This window comes from Acidimicrobiia bacterium, assembly GCA_036396535.1.
In the GTDB taxonomy this organism is placed as follows: domain Bacteria; phylum Actinomycetota; class Acidimicrobiia; order Spongiisociales; family UBA5794; genus DASWKR01.
Map to the genome: position 1 here is coordinate 1 of DASWKR010000046.1, position 21,065 is coordinate 21,065.

23 protein-coding genes and 1 riboswitch are annotated in these 21,065 nt (G+C 69.2%); of the genes, 22 read left to right on the plus strand and 1 reads right to left on the minus strand.

Annotation, left to right across the window (positions count from 1 at the left end; translation table 11 throughout):
• The 11 genes from carB to VGC47_07695 all read left to right on the plus strand — a co-directional run.
• On the plus strand, positions 1 to 2,826 hold a 2,826-nt coding region (gene carB, locus VGC47_07645), incomplete at its 5' end, for a carbamoyl-phosphate synthase large subunit (protein ID HEX9855170.1).
• The gene (locus tag VGC47_07650; protein ID HEX9855171.1) at positions 2,819 to 3,730 is read left to right on the plus strand and encodes a dihydroorotate dehydrogenase; all 912 of its coding nucleotides are present in this window, start codon (positions 2,819 to 2,821) and stop codon (positions 3,728 to 3,730) included. The genes carB and VGC47_07650, both read left to right, overlap by 8 nt.
• A complete protein-coding gene (pyrF, locus tag VGC47_07655) occupies positions 3,724 to 4,479 on the plus strand; it encodes an orotidine-5'-phosphate decarboxylase (protein HEX9855172.1) in 756 nt (251 codons plus the stop codon). Before VGC47_07650 ends, pyrF begins: the two co-directional genes overlap by 7 nt.
• An 86-nt stretch (positions 4,480 to 4,565) precedes the next feature.
• Positions 4,566 to 4,877, plus strand: a complete 312-nt coding sequence (mihF, locus tag VGC47_07660) for an integration host factor, actinobacterial type (GenBank protein HEX9855173.1) — start codon at positions 4,566 to 4,568, stop codon at positions 4,875 to 4,877.
• Between the two features lie 52 nt (positions 4,878 to 4,929).
• Positions 4,930 to 5,487, plus strand: coding sequence for a nucleoside monophosphate kinase (locus VGC47_07665; GenBank protein HEX9855174.1), 558 nt, complete (start codon positions 4,930 to 4,932; stop codon positions 5,485 to 5,487).
• A gap of 97 nt (positions 5,488 to 5,584) precedes the next feature.
• Positions 5,585 to 5,812, plus strand: a complete 228-nt coding sequence (gene rpoZ, locus VGC47_07670; GenBank protein HEX9855175.1) for a DNA-directed RNA polymerase subunit omega — start codon at positions 5,585 to 5,587, stop codon at positions 5,810 to 5,812.
• A 4-nt stretch (positions 5,813 to 5,816) separates the two neighbouring features.
• Positions 5,817 to 7,040: a bifunctional phosphopantothenoylcysteine decarboxylase/phosphopantothenate--cysteine ligase CoaBC gene (coaBC, locus tag VGC47_07675; GenBank protein ID HEX9855176.1), complete on the plus strand. Its 1,224-nt coding sequence runs from the start codon at positions 5,817 to 5,819 to the stop codon at positions 7,038 to 7,040.
• A 17-nt stretch (positions 7,041 to 7,057) separates the two neighbouring features.
• Positions 7,058 to 8,770 carry a hypothetical protein gene (locus tag VGC47_07680; GenBank protein ID HEX9855177.1) on the plus strand — a complete coding sequence of 571 codons (1,713 nt, stop codon included), beginning with the start codon at positions 7,058 to 7,060 and terminating at the stop codon, positions 8,768 to 8,770.
• Positions 8,771 to 8,824: 54 nt separating this feature from the next.
• The gene (gene def, locus VGC47_07685) at positions 8,825 to 9,328 is read left to right on the plus strand and encodes a peptide deformylase (GenBank protein HEX9855178.1); all 504 of its coding nucleotides are present in this window, start codon (positions 8,825 to 8,827) and stop codon (positions 9,326 to 9,328) included.
• Positions 9,328 to 10,242 carry a methionyl-tRNA formyltransferase gene (fmt, locus tag VGC47_07690; protein ID HEX9855179.1) on the plus strand — a complete coding sequence of 305 codons (915 nt, stop codon included), beginning with the start codon at positions 9,328 to 9,330 and terminating at the stop codon, positions 10,240 to 10,242. The genes def and fmt overlap by 1 nt, the downstream gene beginning before the upstream one ends.
• Positions 10,239 to 11,447, plus strand: coding sequence for an RsmB/NOP family class I SAM-dependent RNA methyltransferase (locus VGC47_07695; protein ID HEX9855180.1), 1,209 nt, complete (start codon positions 10,239 to 10,241; stop codon positions 11,445 to 11,447). The genes fmt and VGC47_07695 overlap by 4 nt, the downstream gene beginning before the upstream one ends.
• Here the strand turns inward: VGC47_07695 and VGC47_07700 are convergent.
• On the minus strand, positions 11,431 to 12,240 hold the full coding sequence (locus VGC47_07700; GenBank protein ID HEX9855181.1) for a polyphosphate kinase 2 family protein: 810 nt from the start codon (positions 12,238 to 12,240) through the stop codon (positions 11,431 to 11,433). The genes VGC47_07695 and VGC47_07700 overlap by 17 nt on opposite strands.
• Before the next feature lie 107 nt (positions 12,241 to 12,347).
• On the opposite strand from VGC47_07700, the gene rpe reads away from it, so the two are divergent.
• From rpe to pheS, 11 genes are all read left to right on the plus strand, one after another.
• Positions 12,348 to 13,022, plus strand: a complete 675-nt coding sequence (rpe, locus tag VGC47_07705; GenBank protein ID HEX9855182.1) for a ribulose-phosphate 3-epimerase — start codon at positions 12,348 to 12,350, stop codon at positions 13,020 to 13,022.
• Positions 13,019 to 13,945, plus strand: coding sequence for a response regulator (locus VGC47_07710; GenBank protein HEX9855183.1), 927 nt, complete (start codon positions 13,019 to 13,021; stop codon positions 13,943 to 13,945). Before rpe ends, VGC47_07710 begins: the two co-directional genes overlap by 4 nt.
• 60 nt (positions 13,946 to 14,005) lie before the next feature.
• Positions 14,006 to 14,125, plus strand: a riboswitch (FMN riboswitch).
• A gap of 50 nt (positions 14,126 to 14,175) precedes the next feature.
• Positions 14,176 to 15,216 (plus strand): bifunctional diaminohydroxyphosphoribosylaminopyrimidine deaminase/5-amino-6-(5-phosphoribosylamino)uracil reductase RibD, encoded by a 1,041-nt coding sequence (ribD, locus tag VGC47_07715; GenBank protein ID HEX9855184.1) that lies wholly within the window; start codon positions 14,176 to 14,178, stop codon positions 15,214 to 15,216.
• Positions 15,216 to 15,827, plus strand: a complete 612-nt coding sequence (locus tag VGC47_07720; GenBank protein ID HEX9855185.1) for a riboflavin synthase — start codon at positions 15,216 to 15,218, stop codon at positions 15,825 to 15,827. Before ribD ends, VGC47_07720 begins: the two co-directional genes overlap by 1 nt.
• Positions 15,824 to 17,041 carry a bifunctional 3,4-dihydroxy-2-butanone-4-phosphate synthase/GTP cyclohydrolase II gene (locus VGC47_07725; GenBank protein ID HEX9855186.1) on the plus strand — a complete coding sequence of 406 codons (1,218 nt, stop codon included), beginning with the start codon at positions 15,824 to 15,826 and terminating at the stop codon, positions 17,039 to 17,041. The genes VGC47_07720 and VGC47_07725 overlap by 4 nt, the downstream gene beginning before the upstream one ends.
• A complete protein-coding gene (ribH, locus tag VGC47_07730) occupies positions 17,031 to 17,498 on the plus strand; it encodes a 6,7-dimethyl-8-ribityllumazine synthase (protein ID HEX9855187.1) in 468 nt (155 codons plus the stop codon). The genes VGC47_07725 and ribH overlap by 11 nt, the downstream gene beginning before the upstream one ends.
• A 137-nt stretch (positions 17,499 to 17,635) precedes the next feature.
• Positions 17,636 to 18,427, plus strand: a complete 792-nt coding sequence (infC, locus tag VGC47_07735) for a translation initiation factor IF-3 (GenBank protein ID HEX9855188.1) — start codon at positions 17,636 to 17,638, stop codon at positions 18,425 to 18,427.
• A gap of 20 nt (positions 18,428 to 18,447) precedes the next feature.
• The gene (gene rpmI / locus VGC47_07740) at positions 18,448 to 18,642 is read left to right on the plus strand and encodes a 50S ribosomal protein L35 (GenBank protein HEX9855189.1); all 195 of its coding nucleotides are present in this window, start codon (positions 18,448 to 18,450) and stop codon (positions 18,640 to 18,642) included.
• A gap of 9 nt (positions 18,643 to 18,651) precedes the next feature.
• Positions 18,652 to 19,005, plus strand: coding sequence for a 50S ribosomal protein L20 (gene rplT / locus VGC47_07745; protein HEX9855190.1), 354 nt, complete (start codon positions 18,652 to 18,654; stop codon positions 19,003 to 19,005).
• Positions 19,006 to 19,021: 16 nt separating this feature from the next.
• A complete protein-coding gene (locus VGC47_07750; GenBank protein HEX9855191.1) occupies positions 19,022 to 19,771 on the plus strand; it encodes an RNA methyltransferase in 750 nt (249 codons plus the stop codon).
• A 224-nt stretch (positions 19,772 to 19,995) separates the two neighbouring features.
• Complete coding sequence (gene pheS / locus VGC47_07755) at positions 19,996 to 21,057, plus strand: phenylalanine--tRNA ligase subunit alpha (protein HEX9855192.1); 1,062 nt, start codon at positions 19,996 to 19,998, stop codon at positions 21,055 to 21,057.
• The last annotated feature ends 8 nt before the right edge of the window (positions 21,058 to 21,065 follow it).

The window sequence follows — 21,065 nt, forward strand, 5'->3', positions numbered from 1 at the left end:
ATCGCAACCGCCCGAGCCCACTACGTCCGGTCGGTCGACGAGGCGGTCGCAGCGGCCCGAGACATCGGCTACCCGGCGATGATCCGCCCGTCGTTCATCCTGGGCGGTGGAGGCACCGGGGTGGCGAGCGACGAGGTGGAGCTCCGGTCGATCGTCTCGGCAGGGATCGCAGCCTCCCCGGTGGGCGAGGTGCTCGTCGAGGAGTCGATCCTCGGATGGAAGGAGTTCGAGCTCGAGGTGATGCGCGACGCCAAGGACAACGCCGTCATCGTCTGCTCGATCGAGAACCTCGACCCGATGGGGGTCCACACCGGGGACTCGATCACCGTCGCCCCCGCCATGACGCTGTCCGACCGGGAGTATCAGGCGATGCGCGACGACGCCATCGCATGCTTGCGCGCCATCGGGGTGGAGACGGGCGGGTCGAACGTGCAGTTCGCCGTCGAGCCCGGGTCGGGGCGCAGGCTCATCGTCGAGATGAACCCGCGGGTGTCGCGATCGTCGGCCCTCGCTTCGAAGGCGACCGGATTCCCGATCGCCAAGATCGCCGCCAAGCTGGCGGTCGGCTACACGCTCGACGAGATCGCCAACGACATCACGGGGGCGACGCCGGCATCGTTCGAGCCTGCTCTCGACTACGTCGTGGTCAAGGCGCCCCGCTTCGACTTCGCCAAGTTCCCGGACGTGCCGCCCGTGCTCGGCACGTCGATGCAGAGCGTCGGCGAAGCGATGGCGATCGGACGGACCTTCCAGGAGGCGCTGCAGAAGGCATTGCGATCGACCGAGACCGGCCACGAGGGCCTCGTTGCCCACGGCACGGCGACCATGGGGCACGTCACGACGGAGGAGCTGCGCCGGTCGGCGGCCACGGCGTCGCCTGAGCGGATCTTCGTGGTCGCCGAGCTGCTGTCGCGGGGTGTCGCCGTCGCCGAGGTGGCCGGCCTCAGCGGCATCGACCCGTGGTTCGTCGACCAGATGGCTCAGATCGTCGAGCTCGCCGCCGCCGTCGAGTCGGCGCCGGACAAGGGCCTGGTGCGGACGGCCAAGCGCGCCGGCTTCACGAATCGGCAATTGGCGGCGCTGTGGGGGAGCGAGGTGACCGACGTCGAGGAGACGCTTCGAGAGTGGGGCATCGCCCGCACCTACAAGACCGTCGACACGTGTGCGGCGGAGTTCGCCGCCCTGACCCCTTACTTCTACTCGACGTTCGAGGAGGAGGACGAGGCGCCGGCTCCGGGGGAGAGGACGGTCGTCGTCATCGGGTCCGGCCCCAACCGGATCGGTCAGGGAATCGAGTTCGACTACTGCTGCGTGCATGCCTCCTTCGCACTGCGCGAAGCCGGCTTCGAGTCGGTGATGGTCAACTGCAACCCGGAGACCGTGTCGACCGACTACGACACGTCGGACCGGTTGTACTTCGAGCCGCTGACACCCGAGGACGTGCTCGCGGTGATCGAGCGCGAGAGGCCCGTCGCCGTGATCGTTCAGCTCGGAGGGCAGACACCGCTAAAGCTGGTGACCGCCCTCGAAGAGGCAGGCGTGCCGATTGCCGGGACGTCGCCGGCGTCGATCGATGCAGCCGAGGATCGCGAGCTCTTCTCCCGGTTGTGTCGAGAGGCAGGCGTTCGGCAGCCGCTCCACGGTATTGCCCGCTCGGCCCGGGAGGCGGAGGAGATCGTCGACACCATCGGTTTCCCGGTCCTGGTGCGCCCCTCGTTCGTGCTCGGCGGGCGGGCGATGCGAATCCTCTACTCGGTGGAGGAGCTCGCCGAGCACATGGACGGCCTAGCAGGTGGCGGAATGCCGGAGACCGACCCGGCAGCAGGCCCGCTGCTCATCGACCGGTTCCTCGAGGGAGCGGTCGAGGTGGACGTCGATGCGATCTTCGACGGCGAGGAGATGTACCTCGGCGGGATCATGGAGCACGTCGAGGAAGCCGGGATCCACTCGGGCGACTCGGCGTGCGTCGTCCCGGCACCGACGCTGTCCGCCGCGGCCGTCGCAACGATCACCTCGAACACGGAGCGGCTCGCCGCCGGGCTCGAGGTCAGGGGCCTCGTCAACATCCAGTTCGCGGTCCAGGGAGACGAGGTGTTCGTGCTCGAGGCGAACCCGAGGGCGTCGCGGACGATCCCATTCCTGTCGAAGGCGACCGGTGTCCCGCTGGCCAAGGTGGCCACCAGGGTCATGATGGGCGAGCGGATCTCGGAGCTGCGCGCCGCCGGGGTGCTCCCCGAGGTCGCCCGGATCCCGTTCGTCGCCGTGAAGGAGGCGGTGCTGCCGTGGCGCCGTTTCCCGACCCAGGACACGCTCCTGGGGCCGGAGATGAGGTCGACGGGGGAGGTGATGGGCATCGGCGAGGACGTCGGCACCGCCTACGCCAAGGCGCTGCTCGCTGCGGGCCACATCATCCCGGTGTCCGGGGCCGTCTTCCTGTCGCTCGCAGACCGCGACAAGGAGCTCGGTGTCAAGGTGGCCGAGACGTTCGTCGAGCTCGGGTTCAAGATCTACGCCACCCATGGCACCGCCGGCCACCTCGCCAGGCACGGGGTAGCGACGACGCACGTCGACAAGGTGGGAGAGGGACGGTTCGATCCGGTCACGCTCATCGAGGACGGGGCGATCGATCTGGTCGTCAACACACCGCGAGGGCGCAGGGCGCGCGGCGACGGAGCGCATATCAGGCGGGCGGCCACCAGGCGATCCGTCCCGTGCGTGACGACGATCCAGGGAGGCCTCGCCGTCGCCGCCAGCATGCGAAGCGGGCTCGACGGCGTCCAGCGAGTAGCGAGCCTGCAGCGACTGCACGGTACGCCTCGTGGTTGACGTCGCAGTGCAACTCGGTCCGCTGGCGCTGCGCTCGCCGCTCGTCGCCGCATCCGGGACGGTCGGGTCCGTGGTCGACTTCGCCGCGGTCGGCGCCCTGGAGGCGTACGGGGCGGCCACCGCCAAGTCGGTGAGTGAGCGGGAGTGGCCCGGGCGGCCCCAGCCGCGCCTGGCACCGATCGGGCCGGGCATGCTCAACGCCATCGGGATCCAGAATCCGGGGATCACGGAGTGGGCTCGGCGCTACGGGCCGCAGATCGCCGGCGTGGGCGTTCCGGTGTGGGGCTCGGTCGTCGGCCACACTCCCCGGGAGTTCGGCGGCGTTGCCGCCGCGATGAGCCTGTGCCCCGTCGCGGCCGTGGAGATCAACCTGTCGTGCCCGAACCTCGACGACGGGCGGATGTTCGCCCTCGACGCCGCCGCCACAGGCTCGGTGGTCTCGGCGGTGCGGGCGGCGACGGCGCTCCCCATCGGCGCCAAGCTCTCACCCAACGCCCCGGACATCGTCGACATCGCCGTCGCCGCCGTCGATGCGGGCGCCGACTGGCTGGTCTTGACGAACACAGTGCTCGGGCTCGGCATCGACGTAGAGCACCGTCGTCCGCTGCTGGCGGCCGGTCCGGGCGGGTACTCGGGGACGCCCATCAAGCCGCTGGCGCTGCGCTGCGTCTGGGAGGTGCACCGGGCGATGCCGGAAGTGCCCATCGTCGGCTGCGGCGGAGTGCGCAGCGGCACCGACGTCGTGGAGTACCTCCTGGCAGGCGCCTCGGCTGTCGCTCTCGGCACCGTCCACTTCGCCGAGCCCCGGGCCGGGCGGAGGATCCGCCGGGAGCTCGAGCGCTGGTGCTCGCGGCACGGTGTCGGCAAGGTGGCCGAGCTGACGGGAGGTGCCAAACCGTGGTGACCGGCGACGACCGGCGTGGCCCTGTGCCGGACAACCCGGTGATCGTCGCCCTCGACTTGGCGACGGCCGAAGACGCCGTTCGGATGGCCAAGCGGGTTCTCGGTCACGTCGGAGGCTTCAAGGTGGGGCTCGGCCTCCTCCATGGACCCGGCCCGCTGACGGTCCCAGCCATCGTGGACTTGGGGCTTCCCGTCTTCGTCGACGCCAAGCTGCACGACATCCCGACGCAGGTGGGTGCGGCGGCCCGCCGGCTCGGAAGGTTCGGAACCCGGTGGATGACCGCCCACGTCTCGGGCGGTGAGGCGATGCTCTCGGCGGCCGTCGAAGGCCTCGGCGAGACGAGTGACGGATGGGCGGGAGTCCTCGGCGTATCGGTCCTGACGAGCCTCGACGGCGCGGCGCTCACGGCGGTGGGTGTCACGACATCCCCCGGGAGGCTGGTGTCGAGGATGGCCAGGGTGGCGGCGGCTTCCGGCTGTGAGGGCCTGGTGTGCTCGCCGCACGAGCTCAACGTGGTCGGCACGGTCGCACCAGGGCTCCTGCGGGTGACCCCGGGAGTTCGACCGGTCGGCGTGGCGGACGGCGATCAGCTCAGAACCGCCACTCCCGAAGAGGCCGTCAGGCGGGGAGCAGGCCTGATCGTCGTCGGCAGGGCCATCACCGCCGCCGATGATCCTGCCGCTGCGGCTGCCACCATCGCCGAATCCTTGCTAGAACTAGCCATGGACGCAGAGGAGGCGGGTCGATGATCCGGCGAGACGCCGCCCAGACAGGACTTTTGTCGACCCGCCTCCGGGGCGGTTGATACGATCGCCCAATATCCCTAGGAGGAAGCATGCCCCCGATGTTGACGCCTGAGCAGCGCCAGGCGGCGCTCGCCAAGGCCGCGGAAGCGCGGCGCGCTCGCGCCGAGATGAAGGAGCTCCTCAAGACGGGGAGCCTGACGCTGGCGGAGGTCTTCGAGAAGGCCGACGCCGACGACATCATTGCCGGAACCAAGATCGCGGCGGTGCTCACGTCGATGCCCGGCCTGGGAAAGATCAAGGCGAAGCGAATCATGGAGGAGCACGGGATCTCAGAGAATCGCAGGATCAGGGGCCTGGGATCACGCCAGCGCAAGGTGCTCTTAGAGCTTTTCTCCACCTGAGCCCCGGCGCGACGGCGACGGCGACGGGGCAACAACCCCGCTCGTCGTCACGATCTCCGGTAGGCCGGGCTCGGGCAAGAGCACGGTCGCCAAAGCCCTCGCCGAGACGCTCGGCGTCCAGCACGCCTCGGCGGGCGACTTCATGCGGGAGATGGCGGCCGAGAGGGGGATTTCGGTGCTCGAGCTGTCGCGCATCGCCGAGCACGACCCTTCGATCGACGACGAGATCGATGCCCGGTCGGCCCGTCTCGGCGCGGGAGACGAGAGTCTCGTCATCGACTCGAGGCTTGCCTGGCATTTCATCCCGGCCTCGATCAAGGTGTTCCTCGATGTGGCGCTCGAGGTCGCCGCCGAGCGGATCTACGGAGCCAGGCGCGGCTCCGAACAGGAGAACGTCGACCTCGATGCCACCAGGCGTTCCACGGAGGAGAGGGCCCACTCCGAGGCGCTCCGTTACCAGTCGTATTACGGCATCGACTACCTGGACTCCTCCAACTACGACCTCGTGATCGACACGTCACGGCGAGAGGTCGACGACGTCGTCGGTGAGATCGTTCGCTACATCACGGCCGGCCGGCGGCCGGGTGCGCCGGGAGAGCGAGGTGCTTGACCTATACTCCTCGGGCCAGGGCCCGTTTCCGGTCGGCGTCCCACCTGACGAGCCGGGGCACCCGCCGAGACACACCACAGAGGAGCACCGTCAGCAGATGATCGAGCCACCGATAGGCCGAATTCTGGCGAAGACCGACTCACGCTTCGGTCTCGTCGTGCTGGCTGCACGGCGCGCCAGGCAGATCAACGCCTACTTCAACCAGCTCGGCGAGGGCCTGGGAAGCTACGTCCCGCCCCAGGTGCACTCACTGTCGCGTAAGCCGCTTTCCATCGCTCTCGAGGAGATCGACAGCGACAAGGTCGTCATCGACAGGGAAGACTGACGGCGTGGCCCCCGGCGGCGCAGACTCCGTGCGGGGACGAAACGTCCTGTTGTGCGTGTCGGGCGGCGTCGCCGCCTACAAGGCCGCATATCTGGCTCGCCGGCTCGTCGAGAACGGCGCTGCCGTGCGGGTGATCATGACTGCGAGCGCCCGCAGGTTCCTCGGAGAGCAGACGATGGCGGCCATCACAGGCAGCCGACCGCACACCGATCTGTTCGACACGGCCACCGTGAGCCCGCACACCGACCTCGCCAAGTGGACCGACGTCGTCGTCATCGCCCCTGCGACGGCGGCCACGATGTCCCGCATCGCGTCGGGCCTCAGCGAGGATCTCCTCACGGCGACGGTTCTCGCCTCCGTCGCACCGATCGTCGTGGCGCCCGCCATGCACACCGAGATGTGGGAGCACCCGGCGACGCAGCGGAACGTCGCCACCCTGGCCGGGGACCGGGTTCGCATCGTCGGGCCGGCCACCGGGGCGCTGGCCGGGGGAGACAGCGGTGACGGTCGCATGGTGGAACCGGACGAGATCCTCGCCGAGATCTCGAGAGTCCTCGGGCCCGGCGACATGGAGGGCCTGCGGGTCGTCGTCTCGGCAGGAGGCACCCGCGAGGCGATCGATCCCGTGCGCTACATCGGCAACCGCTCCTCGGGACGCATGGGGGCTGCCATCGCCGCCGCCGCCTCCGCCAGGGGTGCGGACGTCGTTCTCGTCACGAGCGCCGGCGGGGCCGGGCTTCCCGGGATTCGCACCGTCGAGGTGGAGAGCGCCGAGGACATGGCCGAGGCGGTGTGGGCGAACGCCGAGAAGGCGGACGTGGTCGTGATGGCCGCCGCGGTGGCCGACTTCCGGCCCACCGGCGCGGCACCCGAGAAGCTCCGCAGGTCGGAGGGGCCCCCGGACATTCGGCTCGAGCCGACACCGGACATCCTCGCCGGGGTGGCGGCCATGGAACCGAGGCCGTTCCTCGTCGGATTCGCAGCCGAGACGGGCTCGATCGATGCAGCCGTCGCCAAGGCGACGAGCAAGGGCGTGGACCTGCTCGTAGCCAACGACGTGTCACATGAGGGATCCGGATTCGGCTCGCCGACGAATGAGGTGACGATCGTCACGCCGGACGGGGCGACCGAGCCCTGGACCTTGATGGGCAAACGCGAGGTGGCGGAACGGCTCTGGGACAAGGTCCTCGCCATGAGAGAGCCGGGTCGGGGCGGAGAGGGCCGCTGACTCTCGTCGCTCAGGTCGTGCCGGACGTACCGACTTTCAGTGTCGACGACGGCTTCGCGTACTCGGTACCCGACTCGATGAGCGTCTCCGTCGGGTCGATCGTTCGGGTTCCGCTGGGGGGCAGGAGGGTCAGGGGTTGGGTCGTCGACGTACGATCCTCCGACAAGCGGGCCGGCCTCAAAAGCATCATCTCCGTCTCGTCAGCCCTGCCGATCTTCGGACCTCGTCACCTCGAGACACTCCGGTGGGCTGCGCTCCATCACGTCGCCCCGGTCGCGGCCCTCTTGCCACGTGCCGGTCCCCCCAACCTCCCGCGCGCCGGTGGGCGGCCGGCGGGTGACGGCGGCGCCGCCGCCGCCAGGGCGCCGCTGAGCCACATCGCCGACGCCGGGCCGTGGGATGGAGTGATCGGAGAGCTGGCGGCGGTGCACCTCCCGTCGGGTCGCAACGTGGTCGTCCTCGTGCCGACCGTGGTCGACGTCGCCGAGCACGTCAAGGCAGCCGCCCAGGATCTCGGAGACCTGGTCGTCGGGGCGAGCTCGGATCTCAGTGCCGCCGAGGTGACTGCCACGTGGGTCACCGTGAACCGGGAGGGCGGGCGCCTCCTGTTCGGCACGCGAGAGGTGGCGTTGTGGTCCCTCGGCGACGTAGCCGCGGTCGCCATCGTCGAGCCGGGCCGCCGGGTGTACAAGGCACGGCAGACGCCGACCGTCCATGCCCGCGACGTGATGCGTCGCCGAGCCAACGTCGAGCGCTTCGGCCTCGTCACGATCGGGGCGGTGCCGCCTCTCGAGATCATCGCCGCAGGGGCGACCGTGCGGTACCCGAAGACGAGGGTGTGGCCGCTCGTCGAGGTGCTCGACCGCTCGCAGGAGGCGCCGGGGGCCGGCATAGCGATGGAGGCGACGAGGAGGGCGATCGCGGCTGCGATCGGGCGCGGCGAGCGAGTGTTCGTGTTCGTGCCGCGTCGCGGGTACGCCCCGGCGTTCCGCTGTGTGCGCTGCCGTACGCTGCGCCGCTGCCCGGCGTGTGGCGCCGGCCCGGACCGCGGCGACGCCTGCAGACGGTGCGGCGCCCGGCTGGGCGCCTGCGACGAGTGCGGCGGCCGCCGCTTCGAGCCATTGGGCGCCGGAGTCGAGAGGGTCGTCGAAGACCTGAGGAGGAGCTTCGGCGACGCCGTCGGAGGCGTCGAATCCGGGAAGCCGGTCCGCGTCGGCACCGAGCGGGACGTGCCGGCACCACAGAGCGTCGACCTCGCGGTTGCCCTCGATGTCGACGCCTTGCTGCTCGCCCCGCACTACCGCGCCGAGGAGGAGGCCCTCCGCATCCTCGCCAGGGTGGCAGCTGCGGTGCGCCGAGGCCGCGGCCACCGGGCCGTCGTCCAGACGAGCCAACCGCACCACCGGGTGGTGCGTGCAATTCGAGCGGGCAGTCCCGCCGAGGTGATCTCGGAGATCCTCGTCGAGCGGGAGGCGGCGGGACTGCCGCCGATAGGGCAGCTCATGGCGGTCGAGGTGCTCGGAGACGACGCCCCGGTGGACAAGGACCTTCGGGAGGCGGTCGACGGGGACGGCCAGGTGTTCGGGCCTGCCGAGGTCGGCGACCGCGCCAGATGGCTCGTGCAAGGGGCGGCGCTGTACAAGGCCAAGGTGCGGATGCGGCCGGCAGTGCAGCGGTGGCGCGATCAAGGCATCCGCGTGCGGGTCGACGCCGACCCGATAGACCTGTGAGCCGGCCGGCCGATCGATGACCAGCCCCTTGCCGATCTAAGCTGCGGCTCCGACATGGCGATCTTCCCCATCCGGACGTTCGGTGACCCGGTGCTGCGCGCCGCGGCGGCCACGGTCGACGAGGTCACCAGCGAGCTCGAGCGACTCGTCGACGACATGTTCGAGACGATGTACGACGCCCCCGGTGTCGGCCTGGCGGCGCCACAGATCGGCGTACCGAAGGCGGTGTTCGTTGCCGACATCGGCGACGAGCCGTTCGTCATGATCAACCCACAGATCGTGGAGACGTCGGGAGAGTGGACCTACGACGAGGGCTGCCTGTCCGTGCCGGGCAGGTGGTGGCCGATTTCTCGGCCGGCGTTCGCCAGGGCTGTCGGGCTCGACATCGACGGCAGGCCCGTCGAGTACTCGGGCGAAGACCTCATGGGTCGGGTGCTCCAACACGAGATCGACCATCTCGGTGGAACCCTCCTGCTCGAGCGGCTCTCGAAGCGGACGAAGAAGCAGGCGCTCAAGGAGCTTCGCGAAGAGGCACTCGGGATTCGCGGAGCCGGCTGATGCGGGCCGCCTTCCTGGGCACGCCTGTCGCGGCCGTGCCTGCGCTTGCGGCGCTGGTGGACGTCGCCGACGTGGTGACCGTCGTGACCCGCCCCGATCAGCCGAGAGGTCGTAGTGGCCGAGCAGTGCCACCCCCGGTGAAGGTCGGCGCTGCCGAATGGGGCCTGCGAGTTGCTCAGCCTTCCTCGCACGACGAGCTGTTGGCGGTGCTCGGCCCGCTGCGCCTCGACATCGCGGTCGTCGTCGCCTACGGCAGGATCCTCCGCCCCGCCGTGCTGGCGACGACGAGGGTGGGCTTCGTCAACGTGCACCTGTCGCTCTTGCCGCGCTGGCGGGGCCCGGCCCCGGTCGAGCGTGCGATCCTCAACGGTGACCCGACGACTGGGGTCAGTCTGATGCTCCTCGACGAGGGCGTCGACACGGGTCCTGTGATATCGGCGATCGAGACCCCGATCGCCGACGACGAGACGGGCGGGAGCCTCACGGCGCGCCTCTCCTTCCTCGGGGCGCAGATCCTCGACGATTCCCTGCCCGACTACGCGGCGGGCCGCCTGCAGCCGGCGCCACAGATGGCGGCTGGAGCGAGCCAGGCGCCCCTCCTCACCAAGGACGAGGCGCGCATCACGCTGGCGGTCAGCCCGGACCACGCCGTTCGCATGGTCAGGGCCTTCCATCCCAGGCCGGGTGCATGGATCGCCACGGAAGACGGCCGTGTGGAGATCGAGTCTGCCGCCATCTCGAGCGAGAACGTGGCGTCCGGTGTCATCGAGGCATCGCAGGGAAGGCCCGTGCTCGGCCTGACGGGCGGGTCCATCGAGCTGAGCGCGGTCCGACCGGAGGGCAGGACGGTGCAATCCGGAGTCGACTGGATGAACGGGAGGAGGGGACGAGCGGCCAGGCTCGTCGCCTCGTGAAGCCCGGCGTCGCCTCGAGGGCTGCTGCAGCCGAAGTCGTGCGGCGGGTGACCGACGACGGCGCCTTCTCGAACGTCGTCCTCGACGACCTCGACTCGTCGCTCAGCCCGGCGGACTCCACCCACGCCAGGCGGCTGACCATGGACGCGCTGCGCCGCCTCCGGATCGCCGACGAGGCCATCGCGGCAGCATCGAACACGCCACCGGACGAGCTCGAGGCATCCGTGCGAGCCATCCTCCGTGTTGCCGTCGCAGAGATGGCGGGCGGCGCGGCCGCCCACGCGGCCGTCGACAATGCGGTGGAAGCCGTCCGCGCGGCCGGTTCTCCGCGCGCCGCCGGGTTCGTCAACGCCGTGCTGCGCTCGGTCCTGCGGGCGGGAGTTCCGGAGGCGACGCCTCGTGCCGAAACACCTCCTTGGATGTTCGAGCAGTTGGAGCGGTCGTGGGGAACGGCAAGAGCAGAGGCGTTCTTCGCGGCGGGATCCCTGCCGCCGAAGCCGAGCGTGCGGATCCGGAGCGAAGCCCTGGCTCATGAGCCGACGGGCGTTCCCGGCAGCGGCTACGTCGAAGCGGCCGCATTGGGAGAGATCGCCCGCAGCGGTACCGGGGTGATCGTCGACCCTGCGTCGGTCGCCGTGTCTTCAGCAGTCGCCGCCGAGCCCGGCATGCGAGTGCTCGACATGGCTGCGGCGCCCGGGGGCAAGACATCCCACCTCTGGGACCAGATGAGTGGGAGCGGCCTGCTGGTGGCACTGGACATCCACGTCGGCCGGTTGGCGTCCGCCAAGAAGCGGCTCGCCCGTCTCGGCATGCGCCCGGCGTGGCTGGCGGGCGACGGCCGGCGGCCCGCGCTGCGGCAGTCGTCGTTCGACCGGGTGCTGCTGGACGCTCCGTGCACCGGCCTGGGCACCCTGCGGCGCCGTCCCGAGATCCGACACAGGCTCGATCCCTCCAGCCCGGCGCGCATGGCGGCAATCCAGGAGGCTCTCCTCCGCTCGGCGGTGCGGCTCGCCGGCCCGGGCGGACGGGTCGTCTACTCGGTGTGCACCGTCTTCGCCGACGAGACGGTCGACATCGTGAGGCCGTACGACGCCGCCCCGCCACCCGGGCTGCCGGGAGAGCCCTGGGAGAAGGGCCTCCTGCTCGCTCCCCACACCACCGCGACCGACGGGATGTTCATCTCGGTGATCACACCTCGGGGATGACGACTCCCGAGAGGTCCTCCGGCGACTCCGGGTAACGCATCGCCAGACGGCGGAGGGTCGACGCGATGACCTCGGCCACGACGAGGTTGCGGTACCACTTCCGGTTCGCCGGCACGACATACCAGGGAGCGTTGTCGGTCGACGTGAGAGACAGCACGTCCTCGAACGCTGTCATGTAGCTGCTCCACAGGGTGCGATGCTCGAGATCGTCGACGTTGAACTTCCAGTGCTTCTCCCGATCGTCGAGGCGAGCTTGGAGCCGCTCCTTCTGCTCGTCGGCGGAGATGTGGAGGTAGAACTTGACGATCGTGGTGCCCTCGTCCGTCAGGAGTTGCTCGAAGGCGTTGATGTGGCTGAACCGTTTGCGCCAACGGGCCTCGTCTGCGAGCCCGAGGACCCTGACGACGAGGACGTCCTCGTAGTGGCTCCTGTTGAACACCGTGATCTCACCGGTGGCCGGCACCTGCGAGTGGATGCGCCACAAGTAGTCGCGTGCCAGCTCGTGCGACGTCGGCGCCTTGAAGTTGGCGACCCGGACCCCCTGGGGATTCACGCCCGAGAACACGTTGCGGATGGTGCCGTCCTTGCCGCCGGTATCCATGGCTTGGAGAACGACCAGGAGCTTGTGCTTGCTCTCGGCCCACATCATCGCTTGGAGGGAGGTGAGGTCGTCACGCAGCTCCTCGAGGCGTCCCCTGGCTTCGTCCTTCTCTCCCGCGAAGCCGGCCGTGTCGTTCGGATCCCAGGCCGACAGGTCGACCTCGGTGCCTGCTGGGATGCGGTAACGATCCATCGAGCAGCCGAATCTACCCGGCGGCGCCGCCGGGACGATGCCGTCGGCGCCCGATGTCCCGGGGGCCGAAGCGCCTGCGGCGAACCCGCCGCGGGTAACCTGCCGGTGTGATCAAGGCAGCCCGTATCGCCCCCTCGATCCTGGCGGCCGACTTCTCACGGCTCGGAGCGGACGTCGCCCTCGTCGAGGATCACGTCGACCTGCTCCACATCGACGTGATGGACGGCCATTTCGTGCCGAACATTTCCCTCGGGTTCCCGGTGATCGCGTCGCTCCGGCCGGTCACCAAGCTCCGCTTCGACTGCCACATGATGACGACGAACCCGGACGCCTACTTCGAGCAGCTCGCAGAGGCCGGGGCCGACATCGTCACGGTGCACATCGAGGTGTTCCCGGAGCCGACGCGAGCCGCCGCGATGGCGAGAGCGTGTGGGCTCGAATTCGGGCTCGTCGTCAACCCACCGACGCCGATCGAATCGCTCGATCCGTTCATCGAACTGTGTGACATGATCCTCGTGATGTCCGTCACCCCCGGCTTCGGAGGCCAGAGCTTCATGGCCGAAGCGCTGCCGAAGATCGAGCACGCTCGAAAGTTCGTTGACTCGCGGGGCCTCGCAACCGATATAGAGGTCGACGGTGGCATCGGACCGGACAACATCGGCCGCGCCAGGATGGCCGGGGCCGACGTGTTCGTCGCAGGCAGCTCGATCTTCGGGGCGCCCGATCCGCTGGCCGCCGTCGATGCGATGCGAAGCACGATCAAGGACAGTCAGACGGGATGAAAGAGCGGGTCCTCGTCGTCGATGACGATCCCGACATCGTTCAGTTCGTCCGCATGAACCTCGAGCTCGAGGGCTTCGAGGCGGAGACTGCCGAGAACGGCAGGGTCGCCCTCGAGATGGCGAAAGCCCGCCCGCCCGACCTGATCCTCCTCGACGTCATGATGCCTGAGATGGACGGCCTCACCGTGCTGCGGCGACTCCGTAACTCCCCGGCGACCGCCAACGTCCCCGTCATCGTGCTCACGGCCAAAGCGCTCGCCGAGGACAGGGTGCGCGGCCTCGACCTCGGCGCCGACGACTACATCACGAAGCCCTTCGACCTCGAGGAGCTGCTGGCGAGGGTGCGCACCGTGCTGCGCCGCGCCCAGCAGATGCGCGACCTGTCACCCCTCACCGGCCTGCCCGGCAACTTCAGGATCGCCCGCGAGCTCGAGGCGAGAGTTCGTAGCGGGGACGCCTTCGCCATCGTCCATGCCGACCTCGACAACTTCAAGGCGTTCAACGACCACTACGGCTTCATGCGGGGCGACTCCGTCATCAAGTTCTCGGCACAAACGCTGCTACGGGCCGCCGAAGAGTGTGGCGACCCTGAGACCTTCGTCGGCCACGTGGGAGGGGACGACTTCGTGGCCGTGGTCGACCCCAACGAGGCCGAGGAGTTCTGCAAGCTCGTGATCCAGGCATTCGACGACGGGATCCTGGACTTCTACGACACGGCCGAGGCCCTCCAGGGCTACATCGAGGTCGCCGACAGGCGGGGAGAACGGCACGCCTTCCCCATCTCGTCGATCTCGATGGGCGTGGCGACGAACCTGCGACGCAAGATCACTTCGGAGTGGGAGGCATCGGCGGTCGCCTCCGAGATGAAGGAGTACGCCAAGCGGCAGCATGGCAGCTCGTACCAGATCGACCGCAGGAACTGATCCGGCCACGGCGGGCGGCGAGCCGGTTCCGCCGCCCGGCTACCATCCGACCAACTGAAAAGCCCCCTTCAGGGCAGGGTGAAAGTCCCTACCGGCGGTGGAAGCCCGCGACCCCCTCACGGGGTGGATCCGGTGATATCCCGGAGCCGACGGTGAGAGTCCGGATGGGAGAAGGAGGGCGTGTGTCGCAACGCGCGGACAACAGAGCCGACGCGCGGCACGTGGAATGGATGCGAACGGCCATCGCCGCGGCAACCGCGACGAGGCCGCATCCCAACCCGCGTGTCGGTGCGGTCGTCGTGGCGCCATCGGGTGAGGTTGCGTCGGTATCCGCCCACAGCGGCCCAGGTCGACCCCACGCCGAGGCGGCTGCCCTGTCGGCGGCGGGCGAGCTGGCGGGAGGGGGCACGCTGGTCGTCACCCTCGAGCCGTGCAACCACCACGGGCGCACACCACCGTGCACAGAGGCGATCATCACATCGGGGATCGCCGTCGTCGTCGTCGCAGCGGTCGACCCGGACGACCGGGTCTCAGGCTCCGGGATCGAGCGCCTGCGCGCCGCGGGCGTCCGGGTCGTGACCGGCGTGTTGGCGGCAGACGCCATCGCCATCGACCAGGCATACCATCACCACCGGACGGTCGGTCGGCCCAGGTTCACACTGAAGCTGGCGGTGACGCTCGACGGGCAGGTCGCCGCCGCCGATCGAACGTCGCAGTGGATCACCTCGGAGGAGGCGCGGCTCGACGTTCACGGGCTGCGGGCGGCCACCGACGCCGTCCTGGTCGGGGCGGGCACGCTGCGATCGGACGACCCGCGCCTCGATGTCCGTGTCGCAGGCTACGAAGGCCCACAGCCGCGCCCGGTGATCGCCGCCGGCCTCCGCGAGCTGCCGGGAGGCCTCGCCGTCTATGGGCGCTCGCCCATCGTGTACGCCCCCCGGCACCACGGAGAGGTACCGGCCGACATCGAGCAGGTCGTGCTGTGGCATCCGTCCGGCGTCGACCTGGGCGCCATGGCGAAAGACCTGGGCGAGCGCGGCCTCCTCGACATCCTGGTCGAGGGTGGCCCGACCCTGGCGAGAGCGATGCTCATCGATCAGCTCGTCGACAGGATCGTCGTGTATGTCGGGGCTCTCCTGGCCGGGGGAGCGGGCTTGGCTCCGTTCGGCGGGGCGTTCCGCACGATCGCCGACGCCAAGGGGCTCGTGATCACGGACGTCACTCGGCTCGGACCGGACCTGCGCATCGACGCCGAACTCGAGGCGAGCTGATGTTCTGCGGCATCGTCGAAGAGCTGGGCGTCGTCGACTCGCTCGACGTCGGCGACGGCATCACTCGCATCGCGGTGGCGGCCCACAAGACGATGGCGGACCTCGCCGTCGGGGACAGCGTCGCCCTCAACGGTGTGTGCCTGACTGCGGTCGAGGTCGGCCCTCATCGATTCGTGGTCGAGGCGATGCACGAGACCTTGGAGCGCACCACTCTGGGAGGCCTCGGAGAGGGCGATCCCGTCGACCTCGAGCGGGCGGTTCGTGCCGCGGACAGGATCGACGGCCACATCGTGCAAGGCCACGTCGACGGCGTGGGCACCGTCTTGTCGCGGAGGGCGGAGGGAGACGCCGAGCGGGTGAGGATCGGCGTCGACGACGGTCTCGATCGGTACATCGTCGAGAAGGGCTCGATAGCCGTCGACGGCGTGAGTCTCACGGTCACCGGCGTCTCGCCGCCGGGCACCCGGCCGGCCTGGTTCGAGGTTGCGCTCATCCCGCACACGCTCACCGTCACGGTGCTCGGTGCCGGCAGGCCGATCGGGAGCACCGTGAACCTCGAGACGGACGTGCTCGCCAAGTACGTCGAGCGCCTCATGGAGACACGATCGTGAGCCTTGCGACGGTCCGAGATGCCATCGACGCCATCGCCCAAGGGGAGTTCGTGCTGGTCGTCGACGACGAGCACCGCGAGAACGAGGGGGACCTCATCGTCGCCGCCGAGAAGATCACCGAGGAGCAGGTCGCCTTCATGGTTCGCCACACCAGCGGCTTGATCTGCGTCCCGCTGACCGGGGAGCGACTCGACGAGCTCAGGCTGCCGCTCATGGTCTCCGAGAACACCGACAGTCACAAGACGGCGTTCACCGTCTCCGTCGACTACGTCCACGGAACCACGACGGGGATCTCGGCCGCCGATCGCGCCGCCACCATCCGAGCTCTGGCAGACGCCAAGACGACGCCCGCCGACCTGGCGAGGCCGGGCCACGTGTTCCCTCTCAGGTGTCGGTCGCATGGAGTGTTGGTGAGGCCGGGCCACACCGAAGCGGCAGTCGACCTGGCGAGACTCGCAGGGCTCTATCCGGCGGGTGCCCTCTGCGAGGTGGTGAACGACGACGGCACGATGGCCCGCGGGGACGACCTCGTCGCCTTCGCCCTGCGCCACGACATCAAGCTGATCACCATCGACGCCCTGGTGGCGTACAGGTGGCAGCACGAGGCGGTCGTGACGCGCCAGGTCGAGACGACCCTGCCGACCGAGCATGGGGTGTTCAAGATCGTCGGCTACCGATCGCAGATCGACGGTGCCGAGCACGTCGCCCTCGTCATGGGCGACATCGCGGGCAAGTCAGGCGTCCTCACTCGGATCCATTCGGAGTGCTTCACGGGGGACACACTCGGCAGCATGCGCTGTGATTGCAGGGAGCAGCTCCGGCGAGCGCTCGCCGCGGTTGCCGAGGCCGGCGAAGGCGTCGTCGTCTACAACCGGGGACACGAGGGCAGGGGCATCGGCCTGCTCGCCAAGCTCGCTGCCTACCGGCTCCAGGATCAGGGACAGGACACCGTCGAAGCGAACGAGTCGCTCGGGTTCGCCGCCGATCAGCGCCACTACGGCCTGGCGGCTCAGATCCTCGCCGATCTGAAGGTTTCGGGCGTGCGGCTCATGACGAACAACCCCGGCAAGATCGATGCCATGCGCGGGTTCGGCGTCGACGTCGTCGCCCGGGTCCCTCTATGGGTCGCCGTCACCGACCGCAACGCCGCCTACCTCGGCGCCAAGGCACGCAAGCTCGGACACCTCGGTCCGGAGCCGAGCGATGGGAATTGACGGGCCGGCCGGCGGTGAGGTCGATGCCGGAGGGCTGAGGATCGCGATCGCCCAGTCGACGTTCAACAGGACGGTGACGGACGGGCTGCGTGACGGAGCGCTGGCAGCCCTCGAAGAGGCCGGCGCAACCGACGTGACCGTCGTCGAGGTGCCGGGCGCTTTCGAGCTGCCACTGGCGGCGCAGCGGTTGGCGCAGGCGGGCTATGACGCCGTCGTGGCGCTCGGGGCGGTCGTCATGGGCGACACCGACCACTACGAGCACGTCGCCCACCGGGCGTCGGAAGGGCTCCAGCGGGTGATGCTCGACACCGGGGTTCCGATCGCGTTCGGGATCCTCACGGTTCGCGAGGCTCACCAGGCTGCGACCCGCAGCGCCCCAGGGCGCGGCAACAAAGGAGCCGAGGCGGCGATGGCAGCCGTCGAGACCGTGCGGGCGCTCCGGAGGATTGCGCCGTGAGAGACTCTGTGCCGCCGTCTTCGGCGCGTTGACAGGCGCGCGGCCAACCGTATACTTCCGGCACAACCGACACGAAGAGGAAGCGCCTGCTTCCCACCCGGCCACGACGAGCGACGCATCGGCGCCGCCCACGGACAGTGCGCCGAGGTACACGAATCTCAGGCAGCTTCGAGCTGCCTTTTTCGTGGGCGGTCGACACGTTCGCGACGACTTGGAGGTCACACATCACCAGCAGAGAACCGAGGGTCAACGACCGGATCCGCGCCAGGGAGGTGCGGCTCGTCGACCCTGAAGGTGGCCAGATCGGCATCAAGTCGATCGAAGAGGCGCGCTGGCTCGCCGACCAGCTCGAGCTGGATCTCGTTGAGGTGGCTCCGGACGCCAGACCACCCGTGGTCAGGCTCATGGACTACGGCAAGTTCAAGTACGAGCAATCGGTTCGGGCCAGAGAGGCTCGCAAGAAGCAGACCAGGACGATCATCAAGGAAGTCCAGTTCCGTCCGAAGATCGGAGACGGGGACTTCGAGGTGAAGCGGAAGCGGGTCGAGCGGTTCCTCGGAGAGGGCGACAAGGTCAAGGTCACCATGCGGTTCCGGGGCAGAGAGGTCACCCACCCCGAGATCGGTCACGCCATCCTTCGCCGGCTGGCGGAGGGTGTCGAGAGCTTCGGCGTGATCGAGACTCCCGCCGCCTTCGAAGGCAGGCAGATCACCATGGTTCTCGCTCCTGTGAAACGATCGAAGACGGAAGACGACCGAGACGAGACAGAGCATGAGGAGACGATCCCAGCCGGTTTGGGCGACCTCGCGGGTGTCGAGGCACCTGCCGATTCGGCCGCCCCGGCGGAGCCGAGCGACGCGGCCGATTCGGCCGAATCAGCGGAATCGGGTGACGCCGCCGGCTCGCCGAGCGGGGACGAAGAAGACTGAGGGATCAGAGGAGAGACGACGTGCCGAAGCAGAAGACGCACAAGGGTGCCGCCAAGCGAATGCGGGTGACCGGGACGGGGAAGATCATGCACCGCAAGGCATGGCACGGTCACAACCGCCACAAGAAGTCGGGGCGACGCTGGCGACGGGTAGCGGGCGACGCCGTCCTCACCGGGGGCGATGCCAAGCGGTCAGCCCGTCTGTTGGGCAGGTAGGAGGAGCAGATGGCACGGGTCAAGAGAGCCGTCAACGCCCGCAAGAAGCGCCGCAAGGTCATGGAGCGGGCGTCCGGTTACACCGGCGCCCGCAGCCGGCGCTACCGGACGGCACGCGAGCAGACGCTCAACTCGCTCCAATATGCGTATCGCGACCGGCGCGCCCGCAAGGGCGACTTCCGCCGCCTCTGGATCACGAGGATCAACGCGGCCGCCCGGCAGCACGGAACCTCGTACTCACGACTGATGGCCGGGCTCAAGGCTGCCGACGTCGAGGTCGACCGCAAGATGCTCGCCGAGATGGCGGTGAACGATCCGGAAGCCTTCGCGGCGCTCGTCGAGGTCGCAGGGGCGTCCGGCTGACGGAGGCGCCGACTTGGTGTCCGATCCGATCACGTCACAACGCAATCCGCGAATCATGTACGCCAGGGGTCTGGCGCGTGCCTCCGTGCGCCGCGCCGAGGGAAGGACCCTCGTCGAGGGCCCGCACGCTCTCGAGGCGGCCTCCGGTGCCGGAGCAGAGATCGTTGAGGTGTTCGCCCTCGAAGACGACCCGATCCCGGAAGCCTTGGGCCTCGGTGACGTCACCGTCCGAGTGAACCGCCACGTCCTCGAGGCGGTGGCGACGACCGGGACGCCGCGCAGCCCGATCGCCATCGTCACGATGCAGGCGCCAAGCTCTCTCGAGGGACGTGACACCCTTGTCCTGTACGAGGTGGGCGACCCCGGGAACGCCGGCACACTGCTGCGCACCGCGTCCGCCTTCGGCATGCAGGTGGCGACCACGCCGAACACCGTCGACATGTGGTCCCCGAAGGTCTTGCGATCCGCCGCGGGCACCCACTGGACGACCGCCATCGTCCCGCTACGAGAGCCCATCGAAGAGCTGCGAGCGGCCGGGCTCCTCCTGGTTGCATCCGTCGTGGCGGGAGGTCTCGGACCGGATGAGGCGTTCGATGGCGGCCGGCCCGTCGCCCTCCTCGTCGGCAGCGAGCCCCACGGGCTCTCGGCTTCGGTGGCCGAGGCGTGCGATCGCGCCCTCACCCTCGGCATGTCGGGTGACGTCGAGAGCCTCAACGTGGCGATCGCAGGCTCGATCGCGATCTACGAGCTCGGCCAGAGGCGTTGAGACGCTCGCCGTGGCGGCGGGTACCCTGCCCCGACGTCCGCCGGCCGTGATATCGTCGCACGGTGCAACACGATCGACTCCGCTTCGCGTTTACCGGGCCCGTGGCCCGGGCCGTAGCCGTCGTGTGATTCGCTCTCCATCTCGTCTCGACGCAGGCCCGGCCAGGACCGGGCCTTTCTCATGCCCTCTGCACCGAGAACGATGGCGATCGAGAGGAGACGGCGATGACTAACGTGACCGGCCGCATGGACCTGCAAGCCTTCCGGGCGCGTGCCGTCGCCTCCATCGCGGCCACCGAGACTCTGGAGGGGCTGGCCGAGGTCGAGGAAGAGTTCCTCGGTCGTGACTCCGACCTGGCGGCGGCGAGGCGTTCGCTCGGGGGCATGGACCCGGACGAGCGGCGTGATGCCGGGCGTGCCATCAACGAGACCGTCCAGGACCTCGAAGGCGCGCTCGCCGAGAAGCGGGCGGTCCTCGAACGGGTGCAGCGGGCCGGGGAGATGGAAGACGAGGCACTCGACGTCACCGTCGACCGCCGCAGACTTCCGCTCGGGACGCTCCATCTCATCCAACAGGTGACCGACGAGGTCGTCGACATCTTCGTCGGGCTCGGGTACCGCGTCGCCGAGGGCCCGGAAGCTGAGCTCGCCTGGTACAACTTCGACGCCCTCAACACGCCACCGGATCATCCGGGCAGGCTCGAATCGGACACGATGTACCTGGACTACGGCGACCCTGCGGACGAGGTGCTGCTGCGGGCGCACACCTCGCCGATCCAGGCTCGCTACATGGAGTTGCACGAGCCACCGGTCTACATCGTGGCGCCCGGCCGGGCGTACCGGAACGACACCATCGACGCCTCTCACCTGCCCGTCTTCCACCAGATCGAGGGCTTGGCCGTCGACGAGTCGATCCGGTTCTCCGACCTCAAGGGGACCCTGGCCGAGTTTGCACGTCAGTTCTTCGGTGCGGCGACCGAGGTCAGGCTGCGACCGCACTTCTTCCCGTTCACGGAACCATCCGCCGAGCTCGACGTGTCGTGCTTCAACTGCGACGGGGGAGAGGCAGGATGCCGGGTGTGCAAGGGAAGGGGATGGCTCGAGATGCTCGGCTGCGGGATGGTGGATCCGAACGTGTTCCTCGCGGTCGGGTACGACCCCTCCGAGGTCACCGGGTTCGCCTTCGGGATGGGGGTCGAGCGTCTGGCGATGGTGCGTCACGGCATCGACTCGATCAGGCACTTCATCGACAACGACGTCCGGTTCCTCCGGCAGTTCGCGGGGTAGCCGATGCG